Source organism: Candidatus Omnitrophota bacterium, from assembly GCA_030650275.1.
GTDB lineage: Bacteria > Omnitrophota > Gorgyraeia > Zapsychrales > Fredricksoniimonadaceae > JACPXN01.
On sequence record JAUSEK010000019.1, the window covers coordinates 56,156 to 82,387 of the forward strand.

Genomic DNA, 26,232 nt, shown 5'->3' on the forward strand with positions numbered 1-26,232 from the left:
CGAATTTATCTCGAGTCCCGCTATGCGGGACGAGAGATCTCTTATTCCTTAAACTGCAGCACCGGAAAAACAATATTTTTTTCCGGATTAGGGAATTCCTGCACGCTTGTGCCGGGATAGGCGTTTTGGATCTTTTCAATGATGGTGTCCACCAGATAACGGGGGACGGACGCCCCGGAACTTAAACCGACCTTACTTTTATTTTTAAAGATACTGACATCCAGTTCTTCCGCCGTGTCCACGATATGGCTTTCAACGCCCTGGCCTTCGCCGGTTTCCCGCAGGCGGTTGCTGTTGGACGAATGCGGCGAGCCGCAGATGATGATGATGTCGCAGGTCTTGGCCAATTCCTTGACCGCGTCCTGGCGGTTCTGGGTGGCATAACAAATGTCCGAGCGCGACGGGCCCACGAGTTTGGGAAATCTTTTCTGGAGTTTGGCAATGATGCCCTTGGTCTCATCCACCGACAAGGTGGTTTGGGTGATATAGGCCACGGTCTTGCCGGGGGCTATGTCCAGATCGTCCACGTCATCTTCATCTTCCACAATATGCAAAAAGTCGGGACGGACATAGCCCGATGTGCCCACCAGTTCCTGATGCCCGACGTGCCCGATGAGCACGGTGTCAATGTTCTGGCTGGAAAATTTCACCGCTTCTTTGTGGACCTTGGTGACTAAGGGGCAGGTGGCATCCACGTATTTCAATTGACGGGTCTTGGCCTGGTCAATGAGGGTCGGGGGAATGCCGTGGGCGCTGAAAATGATGCGGCTGCCTTCGGGAACGTCGTTAAGGTCTTCAACGAAAATAACGCCCCGCTCGCGCATGTCATTGACCACCGACGTGTTGTGCACGATGTCGTGATAGACATAAAGCGGCGTGCCGTAGGTTTGCAGGGCCAATTCCACGATATCAATGGCGCTGGCCACCCCGGCGCAAAACCCCTGTGTCCTGGCTAGAAAGATTTCCATATATTGCTTTTTTGGCTGATGTTCCTTATAATACGCCGTCAATTATAGCATTTTTGCTTGAGGTGTAAATGACTCCTTGCATTCTCCCTTGTGGGAGTCATCCTGAGCGAGGCTGAGCGAAGTCGAAGCCGAGTCGAAGGATTCTCATGATCAAACGTCGTCAAACACCTGTTGTAGTTGTCGGCCCGGTTCTTTTGGGCGCTGGCCAGCCGGTGCGCATCCAGTCCATGACCGATACGCCCACCGCGGACGTTGAGGCCACGTTGGCCCAGACCAAGTCGCTCATTGAGGCCGGCTCTGAATTGGTGCGCTGGACCATCAATGACAATGACGCGGCCAAAGGAGCGGCCGAGGCCATACGCCGCCTGCGCAGTGAGGGCATCACCACACCCATCATCGGTGATTTTCATTTCAACGGCCACACGCTTTTGAACAAACATCCCGAAACCGCCCGTTTGCTGGACAAATACCGCATCAATCCCGGCAATGTGGGTAAGGGCAAAATGCACGACGACAATTTCGCGCAGATCGTCAAGATCGCCGTGGATAACGGCAAGGCCGTGCGCATCGGCGTCAACTGGGGGTCCTTGGACCAGGAGCTTTTGACGGCAATGATGGATGCCAATGCGCGTCTGGCTAACCCTAAGGATTTCCGCGATGTGACCATTGATGCCATGATCCAAAGCGCTTTGCGCTCGTCGGAATACGCCATTAAATTGGGTTTGCCCAAGGAAAAAATTGTCTTGAGCGTGAAAATGTCGGTTCTGCAGGACATGGTCGCGGCGTATCGCCGTCTGGCCGCATCCTGCGATCTTGCTTTGCATTTGGGATTGACCGAGGCCGGGGCTGATGTCAAAGGCGTGGCGTCGAGCGCCGCGGCCTTGTCCATTTTATTGCAGGAAGGCATCGGCGATACCATCCGCGTTTCCCTGACGCCCCAGCCCAATGTGCCGCGCGCCAAAGAAGTGGAAGTGTGCAAAGAGGTCTTGCAGGCCATGGGGTTTCGGCATTTTGCGCCGAGCGTCACCAGTTGTCCCGGATGCGGCAGGACGTCGAGCGATTATTTTCAGTATCTGGCCCGCGACATCAATGACCATATCAAATTGAAAATGCCGGCGTGGAAAAGCAGGTATCCGGGCATTGAGCAATTAAAGATCGCGGTGATGGGATGTGTTGTCAACGGTCCCGGCGAGAGCAGGCACGCGGATATCGGCATCAGTCTGCCCGGTACCTCCGAGACGCCCATCGCGCCCGTTTACGTGGATGGCAAAGAATCCGTGACGCTCAAAGGCGGGAGAATTAAGGAAGAGTTTATTGATATTCTTGAGAATTACATCAAAAAGCGGTATGCGTAATATGGAATCTTCCGACAAGAAGTCGCTGATGCAGCTTCACCCCAGAAGGGTTGACATTGTCCTTCTGATCCTCACTTCAGCCGTATTGCTTTATAAGGGTTTTCAACTCCCTGTCCTGACGGTAAGAAAGTTGTGGGAAAAGAACACCTTTTCGATCCTTTCAGGCATTGATAATCTTTGGGCGGAAGAGTATTATTTTCTGGCAGCTCTCATTTTTTTCTTTTCGGTTGCTTTTCCTGTTGTAAAATTATTTTTTCTTGCGGTGATCTGGTTTGTGAAGTTAGGGAATGAGCTGAGAAGAAAAATGCTTTTTTGTCTGGAAGTTTTGGGCAGATGGTCGATGCTGGATGTTTTTATCGCCGCTGTTCTGGTCGTGACCGTCAAATTAGGCGCTTTGGCATCGGCCAATCTGGAAGACGGGATCTATTTTTTCGGAATGTCCATTTTGCTGGCCATGATCGCCACTAATTTAGTGGATTATTTGGCGCGCCGCGTTTAATCATATTTTCTCCACGTCTTTGTCTTGCCGTCGTAAATCTCTTTCACACGTTGATCAGCGGGTAATCCATCCTCCAGCGGCCAGGCCGTGACTTCCAGTTTATTCCCGTCAATATCGTAGAAATACAGTGACCAGCTTTTTTCGCGTTTTTTGGCGTATTCAATGGTGACGCCATGTTCTTCCAGACGCTTGATCATGGGTCCAAAATCGTCGGAGTGGACGCGGAACGAAAAATGATTGGCACCCAAGCCCTCATGAGCAAAAGGGTGCGCATCGTCAAGGTTCTTAGCTTGGATGATCCCCAGCAAGGAGGGGCCGCAGTCCAAAAAGTATTCAATCCCGGGTTTGGATGGTTCGCGCGCGGTGATTTTTAAGCCGATCACCTTCGTGTAGAACTCAACCGACTTGTCTAAGTCGCGCACGTTCAAAGCCACGTGATCTATGCCCTGAATTCTGATCATATTTTGACTGTCCGTTCGATCTTACGCTGTTTGAAAATAAGATATTCGTTGTACCCGATGGACTTGGCCAGATCAACGGCCTTGTCAAAATCGCGGCCCACGTCCTTGGGGTCATGCGCGTCCGAGCCGAAGGTGAGCGGCACACCGGCTTCGTGATAAATTTTCAGGCAGGCGGGGGCAGGGTACATTTCCTTGACGGGTTTTCTTAGGCCCGAGGTGTTGATCTCAACAGCAACGCCGGTTTCCTTGAAGACCTTGGCCGTGGCTTTGACCTCGTCGGTCAGGTCCGCGGTCGGCCTGTAGCCGAATTTTTTGGGCAGATCGCAGTGGCCGATGATATTAAAGAAGCCGGTTTTGGCGCTTTGGCGCAACAGGGCGTAGTAATCACGGTAGATTTGGTTGATGTCCTTTGTTTTCCATTCTTCAACGGTGGCGGGGTCATCCACAGCCCAGCCGTTGATAAAGTGCACGGACCCGATGATATAGTCGTACGGATAGCCGTCAATGATGGCCTTGGTCTTGGCTTCAAAGCCGGGGATAAAATCCGATTCCAGCGCCGTCTTGATGGTGATCCGGCCGGCGTACTTGGCACGTACTTCTTCGATCATGCGATGGTAGAGGGGCAGTTCGTCGAGGTCCATGGTGATGCCCGGCATGGGCTCATGGACCATGGGCGCGTGGTCGGAAAAACCTATTTCCTTGAGGCCCGCCTTGAGCCCAAAGCCAACGTATTCTTCGGGACTGCCAACGGCATGCCCGCAAAGAGGGGTGTGCATGTGATAATCGGTCTGGGGCAACATAAGCGTTGATTATAGCAGAGCTTTGCCAATTTACAATGGTAGACAGCGTCCGGCAGCTGTGTTATGATTGGCACTTATGGATGAATTTTTCCGCAAAATGATCGAAAGCATCGGGGAAGACCCCAAGCGCGAAGGCCTGCTCAAGACGCCTCACCGCGCGGCGCGGGCTTTTGAATTCATGACCCAGGGGTACAAGACAGACGTCAAGGAGATCGTCAATAACGCGGTCTTCACGTCCGATAATGACGAAATGGTCATCGTCAAGGACATTGAAATGTATTCCCTGTGCGAGCACCATATGCTGCCGTTTTTCGGCCGGGCCCACATCGGTTATATTCCCAACGGCAAGATCATCGGTCTTTCCAAAATAGCCCGCATCGTGGACATGTATGCCCGGCGCCTGCAGGTGCAGGAAAATCTGACCAAGGAGATCGCGCAAACCCTGATGCACGTCACCGGCGCTTTGGGTGTCGGGGTCGTTATCGAGGCCCAACATTTGTGCATGATGATGCGCGGGGTTGAAAAACAGAACTGCTGCATGAAAACATCCTGCATGCTGGGCGCGTTCCGTAAAGACGCTTCCACCCGCACGGAATTCTTGAGTTTAATCAAATGACATTCAAAGGCACGGCTCTGGTGACCGGCGCGGCCAAACGTTTGGGCGCGGCTGTTGCTTTGCATTTGGCAGGGCAGGGGCATCACGTCGCTTTGCATTATAACCGTTCCAAGACAGAGGCCATGAAAACAGCCCAGGCCATTTATAAAACAGGCGTGCGCTGTGAATTGTTCGCCTGCGACTTGTCCGATGAAAAAGCCGTGTCGGGCCTTGTCGGCCAGGTCCACCGGTCCATGCCGAACTTAAATCTTTTGGTCAACAGCGCTTCCATGTTCATCCCCGGCCGTTTCGGGGGGGACATGGGTTTATTTAAAACGCACTGGGACATCAATTTTAAAGCGCCCTATATCCTGTCCTGCGCTTTTGTCCGGATGGTCAAAAAGGGGCACATCATCAATTTTATTGATACCAACGTGGCCAAGAACGTCACCCGTTATGAGGATTACCTTTTGACTAAAAAGACCTTGTATGCGTTCACCAAAATGGCCGCGGCCGCGTGGGGTCCGCATATCCGCGTTAACGGCATCTCTCCGGGCATGATTCTTTCGCCGGTGAATCACCCGTCGGATGACCGCGCCCGTCGCGCGAAAAAGATCCCGTTGCAGAGGGTCGGGCATCCCAAATACATCGTGCAGACCCTGCAATTCCTGCTGGACAACGATTATCTCACCGGCCAGATCATTGCCACGGACGGCGGAGAGGGGTTGGTTTAATGATGGCTACCATACGCATCAACGATCTTCGCCTGCGCGCCTTCATCGGCACCCACCCTTGGGAACGCAGGAACAAACAGGACCTCATCCTGAATTTGGCCATCTGCTACGATGCTTCCAAAGCGTCCAAGTCCGACCGCCTGAAGGATGCCCTGGATTACGAAGCCCTGACTGAAAGGGTGGGCCGCACGGTCCAGCGTTCCCGGCACTATCTATTAGAGAAGCTGGCGGCCAAGGTGCTGGACGTGGTGCTTGCGGCTGACCCCAGGGTCAGCGGCGCCTGGGTGCGTCTGGACAAGCCCCATGCCATCGGCGAAGCCCGTTCGGTGTCTTTTGAGCTTGCGCGCGCCTTGAAAAAATAAATTTTCCTTGCACCCGACACAGGCATTGGTAATATAGCCCTATGTTCAAAGATCAGGTGGTTTTGGTGACCGGGTCCACCCGGGGCATCGGCAAAGAGATCGCCAAGGCCTTTGCCGGTCAGGGGGCGAGTGTCATTGTGATCGGCCGTGACGCCGGACAGGCGGGCCAGGCAGCTGCTGAAATCATTGCAAACGGCGGTTCGGCAGACGGTTACGCGTGCGACGTAACGGATGGCAACAGCGTCCAAGAAACGGTCAATAAAATTCTTGACAAACATAAGCGCATTGATATATTAGTCAACAACGCCGGCATCACGCGTGACAATCTGCTCTTGAGGATCGACGAGTCCGATTGGGACGAGGTCATCAGGGTCAATCTCAAGGGCGTTTTTAATGTCACCAAGGTGATTGCCAGGGCGATGCTCAAAGCCAAAAAGGGCAAGATCATCAGCATCGCATCGGTCATTGGAATTACGGGGAACGCGGGACAGGCCAATTACGCGGCGAGCAAGGCCGGCATCATCGGTTTTTCCAAGTCCGTCGCCAAAGAACTGGCGTCCCGGGGCATCACGGTCAACGTCGTGGCGCCCGGATACATCCTCACCGACATGACCGCCCGGCTTTCCCAGGCGGTCCAGGATGGTATCATGAAGGACATCCCCTTGCAGCATTTTGGCAGTCCCCGCGATGTGGCCGGCGTATGCATGTTTTTGGCCTCACCGGCGGCGGACTATATCACCGGCCAGACCATCGTCGTTGACGGCGGTTTGACGCTTTAAGGGTAGGGGCGGGGTAACCCCGCCCGTACAGGAGTAATAACAAGGAGGTTTCTCAATGGCAGCACAAGACAAGATCAAATCGATCATTGCCGAACAATTGGGTGTCAAACCGGAAGAGGTCACTCCCGGCGCGTCGTTCGTGGACGATCTGGGGGCGGATTCTCTGGACACCGTTGAATTGATCATGGCCCTGGAAGAGGAATTCAACATTGAGATCCCCGATGAGGACGCTGAAAAGATGAAGACGGTGGGGGACGCGATCAAATACATTGAAGAAAAAGCCAGCGTTTAAGTTTTGGTCCAGGCGTTCTTTGTTTCACCTTTGCCCCGGCTTTGAGGTCGGGGCAAAATTTTAATAGGGGTTTTTGAATGCATAAAAAACGTGTGGTCGTCACCGGCATGGGGGCGCTTAGCCCGGTCGGCAGCGGCACAGAAAAGTTTTGGAAAGCATTGGTCGCGGGCCAAAGCGGCATACGCCCCATCACGCATTTTGATGCCTCTGCTTTTGATTCGCGCATCAACGGCGATGTCATTGACTATGACCCTTTGCAGCATTTTTCCACCAAGGATGCCCGTAATCTGTCACGGTTCATCCAGTTCGGTGTGGTCGCGGCCAATGAAGCCATGGCGCATTCCAAACTGGAGATCAAGAACATGGACCCTTACCGCGTCGGGGTCATCGTGGGCTCGGGCATCGGCAGCATGGCTTCCGCCGAGGAGGAGTATGAGAAATTTTTGGCCAAGGGCCCCGGCCGCATTACACCGTTCTTTATCCCCAAGATGATCATCAACGAGGCCGCGGGCCAGATCTCCATCAATTTAGGCGCCAGAGGCCATTGTTCAGCGGTGGTCACCGCCTGCTCGACAGGCAATAATTGTATCGGCGATGCTTTTCGCATGATCCAGCACGGGGAAGCCGAGGCGATGATCGCCGGCGGCGCTGAAAGCGCCACGTCTGTTTTGGGTCTTGGCGGATTTTGCGCTCTGAAGGCCTTGTCCAAATGCAATGACGCGCCCCAGAAAGCAAGCCGGCCTTTTGATCTTAACCGCGACGGTTTTGTCATGGCCGAAGGCGCGGGGATCGTTATTTTGGAAGAATTGGGATTCGCGAAAAAACGGGGGGCCCGCATTTTGGCCGAGGTGGTTGGTTACGGCTCCACCGCCGACGCGTATCATATCACCGCGCCGCATGAAGAGGGGGAAGGGGCGGTGAAGTCCATGGAATTCGCGCTCAAGGACGCGGGATTGACCGTCCAGGACATTTCTTACATCAATGCCCACGGCACGTCAACGAAACTCAATGACCAGATCGAGACCCTGGCGATCAGGAAGGTCTTTAAGGACAGGGCCAAGAAAGTCCCCATTTCTTCAACCAAGTCCATGACCGGCCATTTGCTGGGCGCTGCCGGCGCCATTGAACTCATTGCCTGTATCATGGCCATCCGTGACAATGTCGTGCCGCCAACCATTAACTATGAGACCCCGGATCCCGACTGTGATCTGGATTATGTGCCCAACGTATGCCGCAAGGTTGATATGCAGGCGGCCATGTCCAATTCGCTGGGGTTCGGCGGCCATAACACCACCCTCGTCGTAAAACGGTTTAAAGAATAATATGAAAACATATCAAATTGCCGTCATCCCGGGCGACGGGACCGGGCCGGAGGTCATCCGTGAGGGCTTGAAGGTCCTGGATGCCGCTGGTCAAAAATACGGATTTAAGGTCGACAAAACAACCTTTGATCACGGCGGAGCCCGTTATTTAAAGACGGGCAAGACCCTTGAAGACCAGGACATCGCGGCGATCAGGAAATTCCAGGCGATCTATCTGGGCGCCATCGGCCATCCCGACGTTCAGCCGGGCATTCTGGAGACCGGCATCCTTTTGAAACTGCGTTTTGCGCTGGACCAGTACATCAATCTGCGTCCGGTCAAATTATACAATCAGGATTTCTGCCCTTTGAAAGGCAAAACACCGGCGGACATTGATTTTGTGGTGGTCCGTGAGAATTCCGAAGGCCTGTACAAGGGCATGGGCGAATTCCGGGACAAGGGCACGAAGGATGAGGTCGCCATCCAGATCTCTTACAACACGCGCAAAGGTGTTGAGCGCTGTGTGCGTTATGCGTTTGAATACACGCGCCGGCGCAACAAGGCCAAAAAATTGACCTTGTGCGGCAAGACCAATGTGTTGACCTATGCGTGGGACCTGTGGCAGCGCACCTTTAACGAGGTGGCCAAGGAATACCCCGACGTGAAAACCGATTACGCGCATGTGGATGCCACGACCATGTGGTTCGTGAAAAATCCGGAATGGTTTGACGTCATCGTCACGGACAACATGTTCGGCGACATCATCACCGACCTGGGCGCCATGATCCAGGGCGGCATGGGCATCGCGGCCGGCGGCAATATCAACCCGCAGGGCGTTTCCATGTTCGAGCCCATCGGCGGCAGCGCGCCGAAATACACGGGCAAAAACGTCATCAACCCTTTGGCGGCGATCTGTGCGGCGGGCATGATGCTGGAAACTCTGGGCGAGCCAAAAGCGGCGAAAGCCATTGAAGATACGGTCATTCAATTTGTGACAACGAAGGTCAAGTCCCTGGCCGCAGGCCAGATGGGGTATTCGACGAGCGAGATCGGGGACATGATCGCAGAGGCATTCCAATGAAAAAATACAATGTCGCTATTTTGGGTATCCGCGGGGCGGTGGGGCAATGCATGTACCACATTGTCAAAGAACGCAAATTTCCCGTCAATAAACTCATTTTGATCTCGCCCAGCGGCGCGGGCGGGGCGCTGGACGGCAACAAATATGTGCCTTTGACCAAGGATGTGTTCAAAGGGGTGGACATTGTTTTGTCTTCGCCGGGGGCCGAGATCAGCAAGGTCTGGGTGCCGGTGGCGGCCAAGGCCGGGGCTGTGGTCATTGACAACACATCCTGTTTTCGCATGGACCCGGATGTGCCTTTGGTCGTGCCCGAGGTGAATCCCCAAGACATCTTCAAGCACAAGGGCATCATCGCCAATCCCAATTGTTCCACCATACAGATGGTGGTGGCGTTAAAGCCCCTGCATGATTTTGCCAGGATCAAGCGCATCGTGGTTTCCACCTATCAGGCCGTGTCCGGCGCCGGGGCAGAGGCCGTGGAAGAACTGCGCGCCCAGCAAAGAGGCAACAAGGCCGTCAAAAAATTCCCGCATCCCATCGCGCATAATCTGATCCCGCAAATTGACGTCTTCACCGATAATTTTTACACCAAGGAAGAGATGAAGATGGTCAACGAGACCCGAAAGATCATGCATGACGCTTCCATTAAGGTCAGCGCCACCTGCGTGCGCGTGCCTGTTTTTAATAGCCACAGCGAATCGGTCAACATCGAGACCGCGAAAAAGATCACCCGCGCCAAAGCCATCGCGCTTTTAAGCAAGGCGCCGGGGGTCAAGGTGGTGGATGATGTCAAGACCTCCACCTATCCGCTTCCCATCCATGCCGACGGCAAGGACGAAACCTTTGTCGGGCGCATCCGCGAAGACGACACCGTTGCCAACGGCCTGAATTTGTGGGTCGTGTCGGACAATCTGCGCAAAGGCGCGGCCCTCAACGCCGTCCAGATCGCGGAATGCCTAATTTCAAATTAACCATTGAATACGACGGCAGCGGTTTTTGCGGCTGGCAGGTGCAAGCCCAGGGCGAACGCACCGTGCAGGGCGAGCTTCAGAAAATTCTCACCAAGATCTTCAAGCAGGATATTTCCTCTATAGCGTCGGGCCGCACGGACAGCGGGGTGCATGCCGAGGCCCAGGTGGTCAGTTTTAAGGCCAAAACACGCATGACACCGGCGCAAATCCAGAAAGCCCTGAACGCGTCCTTACCATTGGACATTGCGGTGCTCGAGGCCAAAAGCGTCGGCGCAAATTTTCACGCGCAATACAACGCCAAGCGAAAGACCTACCGGTATACGGTCTTAAACAGAGACCATCGTTCGGTATTCTGGCGGGACAGGGCGTATTTTTACCCGCATCAACTTGACCTCGCGGCCATGCGCCGGGTGGCAAAATTTTTGGTCGGCAAGCATGATTTTAGATCTTTTCAGGCCTTTGATCCTTTGCGCGCCGAACGCGACACGGTGCGCACGGTCAAGGCCTTGACCGTGATCAGGGAAGGGGACTTTATCCATATTGAGGTCACGGCCAACGGGTTTTTGTACAAGATGGTGCGCAACATGGTCGGGACCCTTTTGGCGGTGGGTTGCGGCCGCATGAAGCCGGCACAGGTCGGAGCCCTTTTAAAGGCCAAAAACCGGAACGCAGCCCCCAAAACCGCCCCGGCCCGCGGCCTTTGTCTCATGTCGGTGCAGTATTAAAACTTGACTTTTACGCAGGACATGTTATATTTTCAGTTCACCTTAAAATCATTAATGGGTTAGAGTTATGAAAACGTATTTACCTAAAGTCAGCGAAATTGAGCATAAATGTTTCCTGATCGACGCGAAGGACAAGACCCTCGGCCACATCGCGGCCAAGGCCGCGTCCATTTTGCGCGGCAAGCATAAACGCATCTATACTCCGTTCTTAGATACCGGAGATACAGTCATTATCATCAATGCCGAAAAAGTCCATGTCACGGGCAAGAAATTGACGGACAAGGTTTACACCCGTTATACCGGTTATCCCGGCGGTTCAAGGCGGGTCACCCTGGGTCAGATGCTTAAAAACCGTCCTGCCAAGGTGCTGGAGTTAGCGGTCACCCGCATGCTTCCCAGCGGTCCTTTGGCGTATAAGCAGGCGGGCAAGTTAAAAGTTTACGCGGGCGAGGCGCATCCTCACGCGGCCCAAAAGCCCATTGCTTTGGAAATTTAACGTAGGGGCACGGCATGCCGTGCCCGTACATAAAGGAGTAGTTTAGATGGTAGAAATTGTCAAATATGCCGGTACAGGTCGCCGCAAGAGTTCCGTTGCCCGCGTTGTTTTGACGCCGGGGCAGGGCACGATCTTGGTGAACAAACGCGAATTCACGGAGTATTTCCCGCGGGAAACCGACCGGATCTCCATTCTTCAGCCGTTAAAACTCACGAATTTGGAAAATAAATTCGACATCGCCGTTCGTGTGACCGGCGGCGGTTCCACCGGACAGGCCGGCGCGTTCAAAATGGGTTTGTCGCGGGCGTTGCTCGTCAGCGATCTGTTGACCAGACCCGTGCTCAAAAAAGCCGGTTGTCTGACCAGGGACTCCAGAATGAAGGAAAGAAAGAAACCTGGCCAAAAGGGAGCTCGCCGCAAATTCCAATGGGTTAAGCGTTAGACCACCTATCCATATAGAGCAGCAGGCGTAAAGCCGATCTCCCTTCGAAATACGTTGACGAGACCGGCTTTTTTATTTATAGTAAAGACATTTTACCGTCGGGAAAATTATGAAAAACATCCTAAAAATAGGCATTGCAGGTGTCAGTGGTTATACCGGAAAAGAAGCCCTGTTCCTCCTCTTGAAACACCCGCGGGTGCGCGTCACCTACGTGGCGGCCAACAATACGCGGGGACGGGTGGATGCGATCTATCCCGAATTTTCGGGACGGACGGACCTTGTTTGCCAAAAATTCAATATCGCCCAGGCAGTCCGGCATTGCGATGTCGTGTTTTTGGCGCTTCCGCATACCGAGTCCATGCGTGTCGCCGGAAAACTTCTAAAAGCCGGGGTCAAGGTCATTGACTTGAGCGCGGATTACCGGCTTAAAAACACCAGGGTTTATGAGCGCTGGTATGGCCATAAACACGTGGATGTCAAAAATGTCGCCAAAGCCGTGTATGGCCTGCCGGAATTGTTCCGGCAGAAAATAAAGACAGCGCTGCTCGTTGCGAACCCGGGCTGTTATCCGACGGCTGCTATTTTGGGATTGGCTCCCCTCGTCATGGCCAAGGCCTCATCCATTATATCCGTTGTCGTGGATGCCAAATCCGGCGTTTCCGGCGCGGGGCGCAAGGCGTCTTTGGACCTGTTGTCCAGCGAGGTCAATGAGAATTTCAAAGCCTATAAGGTTTTGGCGCATCAGCATACGCCCGAGATCGACCAGGCCTTGTCCCAATTGGCCGGAAAGAACATGGCCGTGCATTTTGTCGCCCATCTATTGCCCATCAACCGGGGAATATTGAACACCATGTATGTGCATCTCAAAGAGGGAATGACATTAAACCAGGCGCATACCCTTTATAAGAAATTTTACAAAACAGAACCGTTCGTCCGCATTCTGCCTTTAGGCGCGCAGCCCGAAGTCAAGAATGTTGCCTACACCAATTTTTGCGACATCGGCCTTGCGGTCAGCGCCGACAAGAAAATGGTGGTCATCACCAGCGCCATTGATAATCTGGTCAAGGGCGCGGCAGGCCAGGCCGTGCAGAACATGAACATCATGTGCGGTTTTAAGGAAACCGAGGGTTTGCTATGAAGGTTGTCAAGGGCGGTATCACCGCTCCTCAAGGATTTTTAGCCAACGGCGTCGCCTGCGGGATCAAGCGTTCCGGTAAAACGGACCTGGGCCTTATTGCGTCCGCGGTACCGGCGGTAACGGCCGCGGTTTTTACAAAAAATTCCATTAAAGCGGCACCGCTTGTGGTCAGCATGAAACACGCGGCCCGGGGCCGCGGCCAAGCGGTTTTGGTCAACAGCGGCAATGCCAATTGTTATACGGGCGCTTTGGGTTTGAAGCACGCCCAAAATTCCACGCGTTTGGTCGCGCAATTACTGGGGATCAAGCCGGAGGATGTTCTGGTGACGTCAACGGGAATTATCGGCAAGTCATTGCCGTACCATAAAATTGTGAATGCCGCCCCGGCCTTAGTCAAGGGCTTAAGTCCATCGGGCGGGGGCAAATTCGCGCGGGCCATCATGACGACAGACCTGAAGGTCAAAGAGATCGCCGTACAGGTCAAATTAGGCCATAAGACAGTGACCATCGGCGCCTGCGCCAAGGGGTCGGGGATGATCGAGCCCAATATGGCGACCATGCTGGGGTTTGTGACGACCGATGCCGGTATTTCTTTAGGGATGTTGAAAACAGCTTTGAGGCGCGCGACGGAAAAATCTTTTAACAGCATTACCGTTGACGGATGTATGAGTACCAATGATATGGTGACCTTGCAGGCCAATGGATTGGCGGGCAACAAACGCATCACTGCCGCGAACGCCGACTTTAAGAAATTTTATGAGGCGCTGGAATTCGTGTGCGTGGCGTTGGCCAAAAAGATCGTGATGGACGGTGAAGGCGCCACCAAATTCTTGACCATCCATGTGACGGGTGCCGGCAATGAGCCCCAGGCCAAAGAGATCGCCAAGGCCGTGGCCAATTCGTCCTTGGTCAAGACCGCGGCCTTCGGCAGTAATCCCAACTGGGGACGGGTGGGTGCGGCGGTCGGGTCCTTGGGCATCAAAGGCATTGACGAAAGGAACATGAGGATCTCGTTCAGCCCTTTTGATAAAAAAGAGATCGTCATCAACGTCGCCCTTGATCTGGGCAAATATGAAGCCACTGTTTATACTTGCGATTTATCATACGAATATGTGAGGATCAATGGAGAGTATAATTAAAAAAGCCTCGATCCTGATCGAGGCCATTCCGTACATCGAGGCCTTTCGCCGCAAGATCTTTGTCATCAAATACGGCGGGAGCATCCTGGATGACCCGAAGATACGGCACAATGTCCTGCAGGACATCGTGTTTTTGAGTTATGTCGGCATACGGACCATCATCGTGCACGGCGGCGGGCCGCATATCAGCGCCCGGCTCAAAGAGCAGGGGCTCAAGTCGGAATTCATCAACGGCATCCGCGTGACCGACAAGCCGACTTTGAAGATCGTCGGGGAGGAATTGGACAAGCTCAACACCATGATCGTTGAGGAGATCAAGGCGCTCAAAGGCGATGTCACCGGGTTTAAAGGCGAGGAGAACATCATCTTCGTCAAGAAAAAGAAAGCGGACAAGGACCTGGGGTATGTCGGCACCATCACCTCGGTCAACAAGGACGCCTTGCAGGAGCATCTGTCTAAGGGGCAGATCACCGTGGTGTCGCCGATGGGCGTGACCGTTGAAAAACAGCCGCACAATATCAACGCGGATGAGGTGGCCAGCGCCATTGCCAATTCCATGAAGGCGGAGAAGCTGGTCCTTTTGACCAATGTGCCCGGCGTCATGCGCGACCCCAAGGACCCGGAGTCCCTGATCTCAACGCTGACCGTTGAACAGGTGAGCCAGTTGATCAAGTCCGAGGTCATTCACGGCGGCATGATCCCCAAGGTGAATTCCTGCGTTGAGGCCCTCAAAGGCGGCGGGGTGCGCAAGACCCACATCGTGGATGCCCGCTTGCCGCACGCGTTGTTGCTGGAGTTTTTCACGGACCAGGGTGTTGGCACCCAGATCCTTAAGAAATGAGTTTCACTATGAAAGCGCAAGAGATCTTCGACACATACGACCGGCACATCCTGTCCACGTACACGCGGCTGCCCGCGATCTTTGTCAAGGGCAAGGGGAGCGTGTTGACGGACATTCATGGCAAAAAGTATTTGGATTTTTTCCCGGGCTGGGGGGTGAGCAATCTGGGGCATTGTCATCCCAAGGTGATGGGAGGGGTGCGCGACCAGATCGGCAAGCTCATCCACATCCCCAACAATTTGTATCATCCTTTTCAGGCGAAACTGGCCAAAGAATTGGTGCGGGTCTCTTTCCCGTCCAAGATATTCTTTTGCAACAGCGGCGCGGAAGCTGTGGAAACAGCCATCAAGTTCGCGCGCGCGTATGGCGATGGCAAACGGTTTGAGATCATCACCACCGTCAATTCTTTTCACGGCCGGACCATGGGGGCTTTGAGCGCGACAGGCCAGCCCAAATACCATAAGGAGTTTGCGCCGCTCGTGCAAGGGTTCAAGCACGTTGCTTTTAATGAGATCGGGGCTTTCAAGGCCGCGGTCACGGACAAGACCGTGGCTGTGATGCTTGAACTCATTCAGGGCGAGGGCGGCATTCACGTTGCTTCCAAAGAATACGTCCAGGCGGTGCGCAAAATTTGTGACGAGAAAAAGATCCTTTTGATCCTGGATGAAGTACAGACCGGCTTGGGCCGCACCGGGACCATGTTTTGTTATCAGCATTACGGCATCACCCCGGACCTGATGTGTCTGGCCAAGGCCCTGGGCGGCGGTTTGCCCATCGGTGCTTTGCTGGTGCGCCAGGACTTGGCCGACGTATTCAAGCCAGGCATGCACGGTTCCACCTTTGCCGGAAGCCCATTGGTGTGCAAGGCGGCGCTGGGCGTGTTGAAAGCCATTCACAGCGAGAAGGTCCTGGCCAATGTCAAAGCCCTGGGGCCGTATCTCGTCGGGAAACTGGAAGAATTAAAAGTCCAATATCCGGTTATCAAAGAAGTGCGGGGACTGGGGCTCATGGTCGGCGTTGACTTAAGCGTTGACGCACAGGGCGTTTTCAAAGAATGCTTTAACCGGGGACTGATCATCAATTGCACGCAGGACCATGTGCTACGCATCATGCCGGCGCTGAACGTTACCAGGCGGCAGATCAACAAAGCTGTGCATATTCTGGATGTGTCTTTGTCCACAGTCGTGGGCAGCCCACAGAAGGTGATGGCATGAATAAAGATCTGATCAAACTTTTGGATTATTCAACGCCGGAGATCATGGCCCTTTTGGACAAGGCCGACGCGCTCAAAAAATCTAAAGCCAGGGCGCGTTTAGACCTCAAAGGCAAGACCGTCGGGCTCGTGTTCCAGAAACCGTCCAACCGCACGCGGGTCTCTTTTGAGGTCGGTGTCCATCAATTGGGGGGCAACTGCATTTATCTGGGGCCGGAGGAGATCAATTTGGGAAAACGCGAGTCCACGGCTGATGTGGCCCGTACGTTGTCGCGTTATCTGGACGCCATTGTAGCACGGGTGTTCCATCATCAGGATGTCGCGGACCTGGCCCAATACGCGTCGGTGCCGGTCATTAACGGTTTATGCGACCTGTATCATCCGTGCCAGGCCCTGGCGGACGTGCAGACGATCCGCGAGAAATTTGGTTCTTTCAAGGGCTTGAACGTGGCCTATGTCGGCGACGGCAATAATGTGTTCCATTCGTTGATGACCGCCTGCGCCAAGGTCGGGGTCAATGTCCGTTTTGCCGGACCTAAGGGATATGACCCTGACGTGCAGATCTTAAAGAAAGTACAGGCATTGGCCAAAAGCAATGGCTGCAGCGTTACGGTCGGCCGGGACCCGCACGCGGCGGTCAAGGGCGCGCACGTGCTTTATGCCGACGTGTGGGTGAGCATGGGCCAGGAAAAGGAAACTGATCAGCGCATCAAGGATCTTAAAGGGTTTCAGATCAACGCGGACCTGACCAGGGCCGCGCACAAGGATTATATTTTCATGCATTGCCTGCCCGCGCACCGGGGTTTGGAAGTGACCGGGGACATCATCGACGGCAAACACTCGGTCATCTTTGACCAGGCGGAAAACCGTCTGCACGCGCAGAAAGCGGTGCTTTTGCATCTATTGAAAGGAAATAAGAAATGAAAAAAGTCGTTTTGGCCTATTCCGGCGGCTTGGACACCTCGTGCCTGATCCACTGGCTCAAGGACAAGGGCTATGAGGTCATTGCTTTTATGGCCGACCTGGGCCAAGGCAGTGATTTTAAGGCCATTAAAAAACGCGCGCTGGCCACCGGGGCGTCGAAGGTTTATATCCTTGACCTTAAAGAAGAGTTTGTGAAGGATTACGTGTTCCCGGCACTGAAAGCCAATGCGGTTTACGAGGGCAAATACTTTCTGGCCACGGCTTTGTCGCGGCCTTTGATCGCCAAACATCAAGTGGCGGTCGCTAAAAAAGAAAAAGCCGATGCCATGGCCCACGGCTGCACGGGCAAGGGCAATGACCAGGTGCGTTTTGAAGTGACAGCCAAACTGCTGGCGCCTCATCTGGAACTATTGGCGCCTTTGCGGACATGGGAATTGAAGACGCGCGCGCAGGAGATCGAATACGCGCACAAGCACAAGATCCCCATTGATGTCAGCAAAAAAAGCCCGTACAGCACGGACATCAATTTGTATGGACGCAGCATTGAATGCGGGGTGCTGGAAGACCCGTGGGTTGAACCGCCGGAAGAAATTTATGCGATGACCAAGGACCCGCTCAAGTGTCCGAACAAGCCGGAATACGTCGAGGTGGAATTCGCCAAAGGCGTGCCGGTCAAGGTCAACGGCAAAATCTATAAGCCGGTGGAGCTGGTCATTAAACTCAATGCCATCGGCGGGCGCAACGGTGTGGGGCGCGTGGACATGGTGGAGAACCGTTTGGTGGGCATCAAGTCGCGGGAGATCTACGAAAATCCGGCCGGCACCATTTTGTTGACAGCGCACAAGGAATTGGAAGCCATGGTGCTCGACCGTGAGACCCTGCATTATAAGGAATTGATATCGCCGCGTTACGCGGAGTTGACGTATTATGGTTTGTGGGAAACGCCGCTGAAACAACAGCTTGATGCGTTTATCAATAAGACGCAGGAACGTGTCAGCGGCACGGTGCGTTTGAAATTATACAAAGGCAATTGCATCGTCGCCGGCCGCAAGTCGCGGTATTCACGTTACAAGGAAGAATTGGCGACCTACGGGGCCAAGGATATTTTTGACCCCAAACTGTCTGAAGGGTTCATCCGTATTTGGGGAATGCCGTATTAATATTGGATTGTCATTCCCGAATGCTGCAGCCTGCCCTCGAATGCTTTTGTCGAGGGTCGGGAATCCAGAGCATACATTATCAATTGTCATGCCCGAATGTTTCTGTCGGGCATCCAGAACATGCAATATTATGTGTACATTTTAGCAAGTCAAAGAAATGGCACGTTATATGTTGGAGTAACCAATGATCTGGTCAAGAGAGTGTATGAACATAAACAGAAATTAGTCGATGGTTTTACAAAGAAATATGGTCTCGGGATATTAGTTTATTATGAAGCAACGGGTGATATAATGGGCGCTATTCAAAGAGAAAAACAGATCAAAAAATGGAATAGAGCATGGAAATTAAGGCTGATTGAAAAGAGTAATCCGGATTGGAAAGATTTGTATCCTCAGATAATTTAATGTGTTTGTCATTCCCGGATGTTTTTAATATTGTCATGCCCGAATGTTTCTGTCGGGCATCCAGAACAAGGATAAGAAAATGAGCAAACTTTGGGGTGGACGGTTTAGTAAAGATACAGATAAGTTGGTGGAAGAATTCACCAAGTCCATCCATTTTGATTATAAATTGGGAAAATATGATGTTTTGGGATCGATGTGTCATGTTGAAATTCTTAAAAATGCAGGTTATCTAACACCAGAAGAATATAAGAAATTAACGGATGGATTGGATGAAATATATGAAGCCATAGAAAAGAATGAATTCCAGTGGGATTCAAGTTGTGAGGATGTTCATAGTGCGATTCAGAAAGAACTAGAGAAAAGGGTGGGGGAATTAGTTCAAAAATTGCACACCGCTCGTTCCCGGAATGATCAGGTGGTTTTTGCGACAAAACTTTACTGTAAAATAACATTACTGAAGCTGCAAAATGAAATATCTCGGCTGGCAATAGTTATTGGCCAGTTGGCTTTGAATAATAAAGATATTATTATTCCGGGATTTACCCATCTCCAGCATGCACAACCCGTTTATTTGAAAGATTATTTATGGGCTTATGTGGAGATGTTAGAAAGTGATGCTAACAGGTTAGAATTTATTGAGCAGTCTATGAAGATAACAATGGGAGCAGGAGCTTTAGCAGGATCTCCTCTTGATGCAAAATATAACGAGAAAGCTTCAGAATTTCTTAAGGGAAAGTTTTCAGAAGAATTTAAAATTGAAGTAACTACGAATGCAATACACGTTGTTAGTGATCGAGATTTTGTTATTGAGATTATTAGTGCATTATCTATTGTTGCAATGCATTTGTCCCGCTTATCAGAGGATTTAATTATTTGGTGCACCAAAGAATTTGATTTTATTGAATTGGATGATGCTTTTTGTACGGGTAGTTCTTTGATGCCACAAAAGAAGAACCCCGATGTCTTGGAACTCGTTCGTGGTTATTCTGGGCGATTATATGGAAATCTGGTAAGCGTTTTAACAATGATGAAAGGTTTGCCTTTAACCTATAATCGGGATATGCAGCTGGATAAAGAGCCACTATTTAATTCTTTTGAAATAGTTTTTGCTGAAGTAAAGGTTCTAAAAGGGCTTATTGAAACTTTAAAGTTTAATGAGAAGAAAATAGAGAAACATTTAGAAGATGAGTCTTTATATGCTACCGATTTGGTTTATTATCTTGTAAATAAAGGCGTTCCTTTTAAAGAAGCCCACACTATTATTGGAGAATTGGTACGTTATTCTGTAGAAAAGAATTTACCTATTAAACAAATGCCCGAAGATTATCTAAAAGAGAAGTTTTCAGAAAAGATTGTTCAATCTGAGTTGATAGCATTATTTGATCCAAAGACATCTGTTGACTCAAAGAAGTCCGTTAAACGTAGTGATTATGGAAAAATCGTTGCGGATGCTTTAAAGAAAAATAAGAAATAGTAAAAAGGTCATGTTCTGGACCCCCGACAGAAACATTCGGGGGTGACAACTTTAGGGTAAGTTTTAGTTTTCTGGATGCCCGACAGAAGCATTCGGGCATGACAGATAGGTGACAGAAGGAAATATGCACGATTTTCATTTCAAGAACGGGGAATTGTGTTGCGAGAATGTCCGGGTGGCGAGCGTTGCCAGGGCCGTGGGCACGCCGTTTTATTTGTACAGCCACAAGACCCTGACCGACCATTACCGTAAGATCAAAAAGGCCTTTGCCGAGCTGGATCCTGTCATCTGTTTCGCGATGAAGGCCAATGGCAATCTGGCGGTGCTCAAAAGTTTGGTGGACATAGGCGCCGGTTTGGACATCGTGTCCATCGGGGAATTGAAAAAAGCCCTGATGGTCAGGGCCGACCCCAAGAAGATCGTGTTCGCCTCCGTCGGAAAGACCGAAGAGGAGATCGCGTTCGCGCTCAAAAAGGGCATTCTGTTCTTTAACGTGGAGTCCGAGCCCGAATTGAGAGAGATCAACCGCGTGGCCAAAGCCATGGGCAAAAAAGCCCGGGTGGCGCTGCGCATCAACCCTGATGTTCCGGCGCCGACGCACGATTACATCTTCACTGGATCTTTAAAAAAGAAATTCGGTATTGATCTGCGCACGACGAGGGAAATACTCAAGAACCGCCGGCAATACCCGTTCGTGGACATCAACGGCATTCATATCCATATCGGTTCGCAGATCACGTCCGGCGGACCGTTCATTGGTGCCATCAAGAAAGTCGTTAAGTTCATCGCGGGTCTGCGCGCCGAGGGTGTGGCGATCGAATACCTGGATATCGGCGGGGGTCTGGGCATCATTTATAAGGATGAGCGGCCGCAAACCGCGCAGGAATACGCGGACAATATCGTGCCCATCTTGAGAGGAACGGGCCTGAAGATCATCATGGAGCCCGGGCGTTTTATCGTGGGTAACGCGGGGATCTTTGTCACCAGGGTCGTTTATCTCAAGGACAATGGATATAAAAAGTTCGTGATCGTTGACGGCGGCATGAATGACCTGATCCGGCCGTCCTTGTATGATGCGTATCATGAGGTCGTGCCCGTCAAGAAAACGTCCGCGGCCAGGGTCAAGGTGGACGTGGTCGGCCCCATTTGTGAAAGCGGCGATTTTTTTGCCCATGACCGGCTTTTGCCCAAGGTCAATAAAGGCGATCTGCTGGCGGTGATGAGCGCCGGCGCTTACGGCTATGTCATGGCCAGCAATTACAATGTGCGCGGCCGATCACCGGAAGTCATGGTCAAGGGCGGCAAATTTGCGGTGACCAAGGAACGTGAAGATTTCAAGGACCTGATCCGCGGGGAAAGCATCCCGTCTTTTCTAAAATGAAAAAGATCTCTTTTGTCAAAATGGCCGGGGCCGGCAATGACTTTATCATCATTGAGGCCTCTGTGGGGCTGGATTACGCGGACCTGGCCAAAAAGGCCTGTCATCGCCAAATGGGCATCGGCGCCGACGGTGTTTTGATTCTGGATAAGTCCAAGTCCAGCGATTTTCGCATGCGCATCATCAACGCCGACGGTTCGGAGGCCGAGATGTGCGGCAATGGTGCCCGCTGCATGGCCGCCTATGTCGCGGATAAGCATGTCAGCGCCAATAGATTGTTCAGCATGGAGACCCTGGCCGGCCAGATCCTCGCCGAGGCCAATGGCGCGACAGCCCGTGTGCGTTTGAGCGACCCGAAAGATTATCGCGCGGGCATTGTTCTTAAGGTCGGCGGTCAGGTCCTGCACGCGTCCTATATTGATACCGGCGTTCCCCACGCCGTGGTGTTCGTTGACGGCCTTTCGGAAGTGGACGTTGATTCCCTGGGACGCCTGGTCCGCAACCACAACGCCTTTAAGCCGCGCGGGGCCAATGTAAATTTTGTTGAGCAAAGCCGCAAGGACATGGTCGCTATCCGTACTTATGAACGCGGAGTGGAGGGCGAAACCCTGGCCTGCGGCACCGGGGCCGTAGCCGGCGCGCTGGTCGGTTATCTGCATTTGAATCCCAAGGTCAAGGAGATCAATGACGCGTTCATGCGCGTGTTGACCAAAAGCGGAGAGATCCTGGAGGTCACCTTTGATCTGCAGGACGGCAACCGCATCACGGATGTATGGCTGAAAGGCTCGGCGAACGTGATCGCTCGGGGAGAATATTTTTATAATCCGTAGGGGCGATTAATAATCGCCCAGCAAAGAGGGGACAATGTTTAAAGGATCGATCGTAGCATTGGTAACGCCATTTAAGGGCGCCAAGGTGGACGAGGACGCCTACCGTCAACTCGTCGACTGGCAGATCAGTCAGGGGACCAACGGGATCGTTCCCTGCGGCACCACCGGTGAATCGCCGACCCTGACCTCCGACGAGCATGAGCGCGTGATCGCGATCTGCGTTGAAGCCGTGCGCAAGCGTATTCCGGTCATCGCCGGAACGGGGTCTAATTCAACGGCCGAGGCGGTGCATTTGACCCAGCACGCGGCCAAGGTCGGGGCTGACGCGGTTTTGGTCGTGACACCCTACTATAATAAACCCACCAACAAGGGCGTATATTTGCATTTCAAGGCCGTTGCCGATAGCGTGAAGATCCCGGTGATCCTGTACAATATTCCGGGACGCACGTGCAAGAACATTGAGCCCGAGGTCATGGCCAAACTGGCGCGGGATTGCAAGAATATCGTCGGTGTTAAAGAGGCGTCCGGATCGCTGGAGCAGATGAGGCGCGTTAAAGAATTGTGTCCCAAGGATTTCATTTTGCTTTCAGGGGATGACGGGTTGATCCTGCCTGTGATGGGCCTGGGCGGCACGGGTGTCATTTCGGTGGCGGCCAATATTGTCCCCAAAGATGTTGTTGCCCTCATTGACGCGTTCAACAAGGGTGATGCAAAAAAGGCAGAGGCGATCAACGCCAAATTCCAGCCTTTAGTCAGCGCCTTATTTATTGAAACCAATCCCATTCCCGTCAAGACAGCCATGGCTTTGATGGGTCTTTGCAACGGCGCTTTGCGTCTGCCCATGTGCGAGATGGAAGATGCCAATCTGGCGAAACTTAAGGAAGCGTTGAAACAATACGGTCTGATCAAAGGATAAAAGATGATTAAATTAGCTGTTGCTGGCGCTCAAGGACGAATGGGGAAAAGTATTGTAGGCATTGCTTTGTCTATTAAGAAAGATGTTTGTATAGTTAAGGCATTGTTTGAAAGTAAGGAAAGAACGGATCTTGCCAAAGAATTTCAAGGCGTACCAATTTATACAGATTTGAGTGCGTTGCAAGGCTGTGATGTCTTGATTGATTTTACAACACCCCATGCTGTTTTAGATAATCTTGAAGCGTGTGAGAAGTACAATGTTGGTATGGTTATAGGGACAACGGGTTTGTCTCCCGCTGAAATTGGTTTCGTAGAAAATGCCTCTAAGAATATACCTATAGTTTTTTCTTCGAACATGTCTTTTGGTGTTAATGTTCTTTTTAAGTTGATAGAACAGACATCAAAAACAATGAAGAATTTTTTTAATAAAATTGTTATCGAAGAAACTCACCACGAACATAAGAAAGATAAGCCTTCAGGGACGGCAAAAACAATGAGGGAAATAGCAGAACAATTTTCAGGTACAAGAATATCCGATGACGATATGATATCTCATCGAGAGGGTGAAGTCGTTGGTGATCATACTATCATTTACGAAACACCATTTGATACTATAACCATATCCCATCATGCAAAAACAAGGGATATGTTTGCTATTGGTGCTGTAAACGCAGCTGAATGGCTTATGGAAAATAAGAAAAAGAATGGTTTATATAACATGAAAGATGTTTTTGGTTTGAAGTAATGCGCCGGCGGGTGACCCCGTAGGGGAGTCCTCTGCCGCGCGCAGGTAACGAGCACGGCAGAGTCCCGAAGGGGGCAGGACCCGCCGAGAAGGAGTTGGATTTGAATATTGAATTTTCTGAACGTCTCAAGCAATTGCCGCCGTATCTGTTCATTGAGATAGACAAGGCCAAGCGCGCGGCCATGGCCGAGGGCCGCGATATCATCAATTTGGGCGTGGGCGACCCGGACCAGCGTACGCATCAGCCCATCATTGACGCCATGAAAAAGGCGGTGGAGGATGTCAACAATCACCATTATCCTTTTGACGCCGGCGTGCCGCAACTGCGTGTCGAGATCGCCGCGTGGTTTAAGGGCCGTTTCGGCGTGGAACTTGACCCCAACAGCGAAATTTATCCTTTGATCGGCTCCAAGGAAGGCCTCGCGCATCTGCCGTTGGGCATCATCAACCCCGGGGACAAAGTGCTTTTGACCGACCCGGCCTATCCCGCGTATCAGGCAGCGGTCATTTTCGCGGGCGGCAAGATCCAATACCTGCCCTTAAAGGCCTCCAACGGCTTTTTGCCCAAGATCCAGGATATTGAGGAAAGCAAGAAAGCCAGAGCCATTTTTATCTGTTATCCCAATAACCCGACGTCCGCGACCGCGGACAAAAAATTCTATCAGGACCTTGTCGCGGTTTGTAAGGCCAAGGACATTATTATTGTTTCAGATCTGGCGTATTCCGAAGTGTATTACGGCGGCGTCAAACCCCCCAGCATTCTGGAGGTGGAGGGGGCCAAGGACATCGCCATTGAATTTCATTCGTTTTCCAAGACCTATTACATGACGGGCTGGCGTTTGGGCTGGGCCTGCGGCAATCCGATGCTGGTGTCGGCGCTGGCCAGGGTCAAGTCCAATTGCGATTCCGGCGTCTTTAATGCCATCCAACATGCCGGCATCGCGGCGTTGCATGTTGACCCCCGCGAGATCGAGGACATGCGCGTTGAGTATGAGACCCGCCGGGACGCCCTGGTCAACGGCCTGCGCGCCGTCGGCTGGAAAATTGAACCGCCCAAGGCCGCTTTTTACGTCTGGGCCAAGGCCCCCTCAAAATTTGAAGATTCGTTGTCCTGCGCCAAGGCATTCCTGGAACAGGCGGACATTGTCGTCACCCCCGGTGTGGGTTTCGGCAAGCACGGGGAAGGTTATGTGCGCATGGCCCTGACAGTCCCCGTGGAGCGCATCCACCAGGCCGTGGAACGTCTAAGGAAGGTGTTGTAATTGGCCACTGTTTATCTGGCACTCGGGTCTAACCTGGGCGACCGGCATTCCAGCATCAGGCAAGCCGTTGATCTATTGAACATCGCGGGCGTTCATGTCCGGCATCTTTCAACGATCATTGAAACCGAACCCGTCGGAGGCCCTGTGCAGGGCAAATTCCTCAACGCGGTGCTTGAAGCCCACACCGACCTGTCTCCTCACCAGTTGCTTTCCAAGATCAAAGCCATCGAAGTGAAACTCGGACGCGTCCACCGTGAGGTGGATGGTCCGCGCGAGATAGATATTGATATTCTGCTTTACGACGATCTCGTCACGGACCTTCCGGATCTGACCATCCCGCATCCGCGTATGCTGGAACGGGCGTTCGTTATGGACCCTTTAAAGGAGATCGCTCCTCACATTGCCGAGGCATTGACCCGTGCGCATCATTAGGTCGGTCGTTCAACTGCGCCGCGTGTTGAACGCGGCGCGCCGGAAAGGTAAGACCATCGGCTTTGTTCCGACGATGGGAGGCCTGCACGATGGCCACGCGGCCCTCATGCGCCGCGCGAAGAAAGACCACGACCTGTGCGTGGTCAGCATCTACGTCAACCCCAAACAGTTCGCCCCCCATGAGGATTTCCGCCGTTATCCGAGGGATCTCCGCCGGGATTTAAGCATAGCCCGCAAAGAAAAGGTTGACATCATCTTCCTTCCGTCGGATAATGTCATTTATCCTAAAGGTTATTTGACATACATCGACGTGGAAAAGTTGTCCGGAGTGTTGTGCGGGAAGTTTCGCCCGGGGCATTTCCGCGGAGTCGCCACCGTCGTGGCCAAACTTCTGAACATCGTTGGTCCCGACGCCCTGTATCTGGGGCAGAAAGATGCCCAGCAGGCGGTGGTCCTTAAGACCATGGTGCGCGACCTGGACCTTCCGGTTGCCGTACACGTGGTACCGACGGTGC

Annotated in this window: 31 protein-coding genes; 28 read left to right on the top strand and 3 right to left on the bottom strand. The window is 52.4% G+C overall.

The annotated features are described in order from the left end of the window. Nucleotides 1-41: 41 nt before the first annotated feature. Nucleotides 42-968, bottom strand: coding sequence for a 4-hydroxy-3-methylbut-2-enyl diphosphate reductase (ispH, locus tag Q7K71_05170; GenBank protein ID MDO8675491.1), 927 nt, complete (start codon nt 966-968; stop codon nt 42-44). A 146-nt stretch (nt 969-1,114) separates the two neighbouring features. On the opposite strand from ispH, the gene ispG reads away from it, so the two are divergent. Both ispG and Q7K71_05180 read left to right on the top strand, forming a co-directional pair. Next, on the top strand, nt 1,115-2,323 hold the full coding sequence (ispG, locus tag Q7K71_05175) for a flavodoxin-dependent (E)-4-hydroxy-3-methylbut-2-enyl-diphosphate synthase (GenBank protein ID MDO8675492.1): 1,209 nt from the start codon (nt 1,115-1,117) through the stop codon (nt 2,321-2,323). Then, nucleotides 2,316-2,822 (top strand): paraquat-inducible protein A, encoded by a 507-nt coding sequence (locus Q7K71_05180; protein MDO8675493.1) that lies wholly within the window; start codon nt 2,316-2,318, stop codon nt 2,820-2,822. The genes ispG and Q7K71_05180 overlap by 8 nt, the downstream gene beginning before the upstream one ends. On the opposite strand, the gene Q7K71_05185 is transcribed toward Q7K71_05180, so the two are convergent. Continuing rightward, nucleotides 2,819-3,283, bottom strand: coding sequence for a VOC family protein (locus Q7K71_05185; GenBank protein MDO8675494.1), 465 nt, complete (start codon nt 3,281-3,283; stop codon nt 2,819-2,821). The genes Q7K71_05180 and Q7K71_05185 overlap by 4 nt on opposite strands. Continuing rightward, nucleotides 3,280-4,083 (bottom strand): histidinol-phosphatase HisJ, encoded by an 804-nt coding sequence (hisJ, locus tag Q7K71_05190; protein MDO8675495.1) that lies wholly within the window; start codon nt 4,081-4,083, stop codon nt 3,280-3,282. Before hisJ ends, Q7K71_05185 begins: the two co-directional genes overlap by 4 nt. Before the next feature lie 76 nt (nt 4,084-4,159). Here hisJ and folE point away from each other — a divergent pair, with 76 nt between their 5' ends. The 26 genes from folE to panC all read left to right on the top strand — a co-directional run. After that, entirely contained in the window at nt 4,160-4,699 is a 540-nt protein-coding gene (gene folE / locus Q7K71_05195) for a GTP cyclohydrolase I FolE (protein MDO8675496.1), read from the top strand. Continuing rightward, on the top strand, nt 4,696-5,412 hold the full coding sequence (locus Q7K71_05200) for an SDR family oxidoreductase (protein MDO8675497.1): 717 nt from the start codon (nt 4,696-4,698) through the stop codon (nt 5,410-5,412). The genes folE and Q7K71_05200 overlap by 4 nt, the downstream gene beginning before the upstream one ends. After that, nucleotides 5,412-5,774, top strand: coding sequence for a dihydroneopterin aldolase (gene folB / locus Q7K71_05205; protein MDO8675498.1), 363 nt, complete (start codon nt 5,412-5,414; stop codon nt 5,772-5,774). The genes Q7K71_05200 and folB overlap by 1 nt, the downstream gene beginning before the upstream one ends. 41 nt (nt 5,775-5,815) lie before the next feature. After that, nucleotides 5,816-6,553, top strand: a complete 738-nt coding sequence (gene fabG / locus Q7K71_05210) for a 3-oxoacyl-[acyl-carrier-protein] reductase (protein MDO8675499.1) — start codon at nt 5,816-5,818, stop codon at nt 6,551-6,553. A 55-nt stretch (nt 6,554-6,608) separates the two neighbouring features. Then, a complete protein-coding gene (gene acpP, locus Q7K71_05215) occupies nt 6,609-6,845 on the top strand; it encodes an acyl carrier protein (protein ID MDO8675500.1) in 237 nt (78 codons plus the stop codon). 77 nt (nt 6,846-6,922) lie between these two features. Then, nucleotides 6,923-8,167 carry a beta-ketoacyl-ACP synthase II gene (fabF, locus tag Q7K71_05220; protein MDO8675501.1) on the top strand — a complete coding sequence of 415 codons (1,245 nt, stop codon included), beginning with the start codon at nt 6,923-6,925 and terminating at the stop codon, nt 8,165-8,167. A 1-nt stretch (nt 8,168) separates the two neighbouring features. Beyond that, nucleotides 8,169-9,227, top strand: a complete 1,059-nt coding sequence (locus Q7K71_05225) for a 3-isopropylmalate dehydrogenase (protein MDO8675502.1) — start codon at nt 8,169-8,171, stop codon at nt 9,225-9,227. Beyond that, nucleotides 9,224-10,198 carry an aspartate-semialdehyde dehydrogenase gene (locus Q7K71_05230; protein MDO8675503.1) on the top strand — a complete coding sequence of 325 codons (975 nt, stop codon included), beginning with the start codon at nt 9,224-9,226 and terminating at the stop codon, nt 10,196-10,198. The genes Q7K71_05225 and Q7K71_05230 overlap by 4 nt, the downstream gene beginning before the upstream one ends. Then, nucleotides 10,180-10,923, top strand: coding sequence for a tRNA pseudouridine(38-40) synthase TruA (gene truA, locus Q7K71_05235; GenBank protein ID MDO8675504.1), 744 nt, complete (start codon nt 10,180-10,182; stop codon nt 10,921-10,923). The genes Q7K71_05230 and truA overlap by 19 nt, the downstream gene beginning before the upstream one ends. Before the next feature lie 67 nt (nt 10,924-10,990). Continuing rightward, on the top strand, nt 10,991-11,419 hold the full coding sequence (rplM, locus tag Q7K71_05240; protein MDO8675505.1) for a 50S ribosomal protein L13: 429 nt from the start codon (nt 10,991-10,993) through the stop codon (nt 11,417-11,419). A gap of 46 nt (nt 11,420-11,465) precedes the next feature. Continuing rightward, entirely contained in the window at nt 11,466-11,861 is a 396-nt protein-coding gene (gene rpsI, locus Q7K71_05245) for a 30S ribosomal protein S9 (GenBank protein MDO8675506.1), read from the top strand. A 109-nt stretch (nt 11,862-11,970) separates the two neighbouring features. Beyond that, nucleotides 11,971-12,999 carry an N-acetyl-gamma-glutamyl-phosphate reductase gene (gene argC / locus Q7K71_05250; GenBank protein MDO8675507.1) on the top strand — a complete coding sequence of 343 codons (1,029 nt, stop codon included), beginning with the start codon at nt 11,971-11,973 and terminating at the stop codon, nt 12,997-12,999. After that, nucleotides 12,996-14,138 (top strand): bifunctional glutamate N-acetyltransferase/amino-acid acetyltransferase ArgJ, encoded by a 1,143-nt coding sequence (gene argJ, locus Q7K71_05255; protein MDO8675508.1) that lies wholly within the window; start codon nt 12,996-12,998, stop codon nt 14,136-14,138. The genes argC and argJ overlap by 4 nt, the downstream gene beginning before the upstream one ends. Beyond that, nucleotides 14,122-14,979 carry an acetylglutamate kinase gene (gene argB / locus Q7K71_05260; protein MDO8675509.1) on the top strand — a complete coding sequence of 286 codons (858 nt, stop codon included), beginning with the start codon at nt 14,122-14,124 and terminating at the stop codon, nt 14,977-14,979. Before argJ ends, argB begins: the two co-directional genes overlap by 17 nt. A gap of 8 nt (nt 14,980-14,987) precedes the next feature. Continuing rightward, nucleotides 14,988-16,193: an aspartate aminotransferase family protein gene (locus tag Q7K71_05265; GenBank protein MDO8675510.1), complete on the top strand. Its 1,206-nt coding sequence runs from the start codon at nt 14,988-14,990 to the stop codon at nt 16,191-16,193. After that, nucleotides 16,190-17,116 (top strand): ornithine carbamoyltransferase, encoded by a 927-nt coding sequence (gene argF, locus Q7K71_05270; protein ID MDO8675511.1) that lies wholly within the window; start codon nt 16,190-16,192, stop codon nt 17,114-17,116. Before Q7K71_05265 ends, argF begins: the two co-directional genes overlap by 4 nt. Continuing rightward, the gene (locus tag Q7K71_05275) at nt 17,113-18,276 is read left to right on the top strand and encodes an argininosuccinate synthase (GenBank protein MDO8675512.1); all 1,164 of its coding nucleotides are present in this window, start codon (nt 17,113-17,115) and stop codon (nt 18,274-18,276) included. The genes argF and Q7K71_05275 overlap by 4 nt, the downstream gene beginning before the upstream one ends. A gap of 120 nt (nt 18,277-18,396) precedes the next feature. Beyond that, nucleotides 18,397-18,681 carry a GIY-YIG nuclease family protein gene (locus Q7K71_05280; protein ID MDO8675513.1) on the top strand — a complete coding sequence of 95 codons (285 nt, stop codon included), beginning with the start codon at nt 18,397-18,399 and terminating at the stop codon, nt 18,679-18,681. A 79-nt stretch (nt 18,682-18,760) separates the two neighbouring features. After that, nucleotides 18,761-20,155 carry an argininosuccinate lyase gene (gene argH, locus Q7K71_05285; protein MDO8675514.1) on the top strand — a complete coding sequence of 465 codons (1,395 nt, stop codon included), beginning with the start codon at nt 18,761-18,763 and terminating at the stop codon, nt 20,153-20,155. A gap of 124 nt (nt 20,156-20,279) precedes the next feature. Then, on the top strand, nt 20,280-21,536 hold the full coding sequence (gene lysA / locus Q7K71_05290) for a diaminopimelate decarboxylase (protein MDO8675515.1): 1,257 nt from the start codon (nt 20,280-20,282) through the stop codon (nt 21,534-21,536). Beyond that, nucleotides 21,533-22,363: a diaminopimelate epimerase gene (gene dapF / locus Q7K71_05295; GenBank protein ID MDO8675516.1), complete on the top strand. Its 831-nt coding sequence runs from the start codon at nt 21,533-21,535 to the stop codon at nt 22,361-22,363. The genes lysA and dapF overlap by 4 nt, the downstream gene beginning before the upstream one ends. Before the next feature lie 34 nt (nt 22,364-22,397). Next, nucleotides 22,398-23,279: a 4-hydroxy-tetrahydrodipicolinate synthase gene (gene dapA / locus Q7K71_05300; GenBank protein MDO8675517.1), complete on the top strand. Its 882-nt coding sequence runs from the start codon at nt 22,398-22,400 to the stop codon at nt 23,277-23,279. Between the two features lie 3 nt (nt 23,280-23,282). After that, nucleotides 23,283-24,023 (top strand): 4-hydroxy-tetrahydrodipicolinate reductase, encoded by a 741-nt coding sequence (gene dapB / locus Q7K71_05305; GenBank protein ID MDO8675518.1) that lies wholly within the window; start codon nt 23,283-23,285, stop codon nt 24,021-24,023. Between the two features lie 101 nt (nt 24,024-24,124). Further along, on the top strand, nt 24,125-25,285 hold the full coding sequence (locus Q7K71_05310; protein MDO8675519.1) for an LL-diaminopimelate aminotransferase: 1,161 nt from the start codon (nt 24,125-24,127) through the stop codon (nt 25,283-25,285). After that, nucleotides 25,286-25,717 (top strand): 2-amino-4-hydroxy-6-hydroxymethyldihydropteridine diphosphokinase, encoded by a 432-nt coding sequence (gene folK / locus Q7K71_05315; GenBank protein MDO8675520.1) that lies wholly within the window; start codon nt 25,286-25,288, stop codon nt 25,715-25,717. Beyond that, the coding region (panC, locus tag Q7K71_05320) for a pantoate--beta-alanine ligase (protein ID MDO8675521.1) at nt 25,704-26,232 on the top strand (529 nt) is incomplete at its 3' end. The genes folK and panC, both read left to right, overlap by 14 nt.

Excerpts from the sequence above, each read along its gene's own strand:
- ispH (MDO8675491.1), bottom strand. The coding sequence starts at position 968 with ATGGAAATCTTTCTAGCCAGGACACAGGGGTTTTGCGCCGGGGTGGCC.
- ispG (MDO8675492.1), top strand. The coding sequence starts at position 1,115 with ATGATCAAACGTCGTCAAACACCTGTTGTAGTTGTCGGCCCGGTTCTT.
- Q7K71_05180 (MDO8675493.1), top strand. The coding sequence starts at position 2,316 with ATGCGTAATATGGAATCTTCCGACAAGAAGTCGCTGATGCAGCTTCAC.
- Q7K71_05185 (MDO8675494.1), bottom strand. The coding sequence starts at position 3,283 with ATGATCAGAATTCAGGGCATAGATCACGTGGCTTTGAACGTGCGCGAC.
- hisJ (MDO8675495.1), bottom strand. The coding sequence starts at position 4,083 with ATGTTGCCCCAGACCGATTATCACATGCACACCCCTCTTTGCGGGCAT.
- folE (MDO8675496.1), top strand. The coding sequence starts at position 4,160 with ATGGATGAATTTTTCCGCAAAATGATCGAAAGCATCGGGGAAGACCCC.
- Q7K71_05200 (MDO8675497.1), top strand. The coding sequence starts at position 4,696 with ATGACATTCAAAGGCACGGCTCTGGTGACCGGCGCGGCCAAACGTTTG.
- folB (MDO8675498.1), top strand. The coding sequence starts at position 5,412 with ATGATGGCTACCATACGCATCAACGATCTTCGCCTGCGCGCCTTCATC.
- fabG (MDO8675499.1), top strand. The coding sequence starts at position 5,816 with ATGTTCAAAGATCAGGTGGTTTTGGTGACCGGGTCCACCCGGGGCATC.
- acpP (MDO8675500.1), top strand. The coding sequence starts at position 6,609 with ATGGCAGCACAAGACAAGATCAAATCGATCATTGCCGAACAATTGGGT.
- fabF (MDO8675501.1), top strand. The coding sequence starts at position 6,923 with ATGCATAAAAAACGTGTGGTCGTCACCGGCATGGGGGCGCTTAGCCCG.
- Q7K71_05225 (MDO8675502.1), top strand. The coding sequence starts at position 8,169 with ATGAAAACATATCAAATTGCCGTCATCCCGGGCGACGGGACCGGGCCG.
- Q7K71_05230 (MDO8675503.1), top strand. The coding sequence starts at position 9,224 with ATGAAAAAATACAATGTCGCTATTTTGGGTATCCGCGGGGCGGTGGGG.
- truA (MDO8675504.1), top strand. The coding sequence starts at position 10,180 with ATGCCTAATTTCAAATTAACCATTGAATACGACGGCAGCGGTTTTTGC.
- rplM (MDO8675505.1), top strand. The coding sequence starts at position 10,991 with ATGAAAACGTATTTACCTAAAGTCAGCGAAATTGAGCATAAATGTTTC.
- rpsI (MDO8675506.1), top strand. The coding sequence starts at position 11,466 with ATGGTAGAAATTGTCAAATATGCCGGTACAGGTCGCCGCAAGAGTTCC.
- argC (MDO8675507.1), top strand. The coding sequence starts at position 11,971 with ATGAAAAACATCCTAAAAATAGGCATTGCAGGTGTCAGTGGTTATACC.
- argJ (MDO8675508.1), top strand. The coding sequence starts at position 12,996 with ATGAAGGTTGTCAAGGGCGGTATCACCGCTCCTCAAGGATTTTTAGCC.
- argB (MDO8675509.1), top strand. The coding sequence starts at position 14,122 with ATGGAGAGTATAATTAAAAAAGCCTCGATCCTGATCGAGGCCATTCCG.
- Q7K71_05265 (MDO8675510.1), top strand. The coding sequence starts at position 14,988 with ATGAAAGCGCAAGAGATCTTCGACACATACGACCGGCACATCCTGTCC.
- argF (MDO8675511.1), top strand. The coding sequence starts at position 16,190 with ATGAATAAAGATCTGATCAAACTTTTGGATTATTCAACGCCGGAGATC.
- Q7K71_05275 (MDO8675512.1), top strand. The coding sequence starts at position 17,113 with ATGAAAAAAGTCGTTTTGGCCTATTCCGGCGGCTTGGACACCTCGTGC.
- Q7K71_05280 (MDO8675513.1), top strand. The coding sequence starts at position 18,397 with ATGCAATATTATGTGTACATTTTAGCAAGTCAAAGAAATGGCACGTTA.
- argH (MDO8675514.1), top strand. The coding sequence starts at position 18,761 with ATGAGCAAACTTTGGGGTGGACGGTTTAGTAAAGATACAGATAAGTTG.
- lysA (MDO8675515.1), top strand. The coding sequence starts at position 20,280 with ATGCACGATTTTCATTTCAAGAACGGGGAATTGTGTTGCGAGAATGTC.
- dapF (MDO8675516.1), top strand. The coding sequence starts at position 21,533 with ATGAAAAAGATCTCTTTTGTCAAAATGGCCGGGGCCGGCAATGACTTT.
- dapA (MDO8675517.1), top strand. The coding sequence starts at position 22,398 with ATGTTTAAAGGATCGATCGTAGCATTGGTAACGCCATTTAAGGGCGCC.
- dapB (MDO8675518.1), top strand. The coding sequence starts at position 23,283 with ATGATTAAATTAGCTGTTGCTGGCGCTCAAGGACGAATGGGGAAAAGT.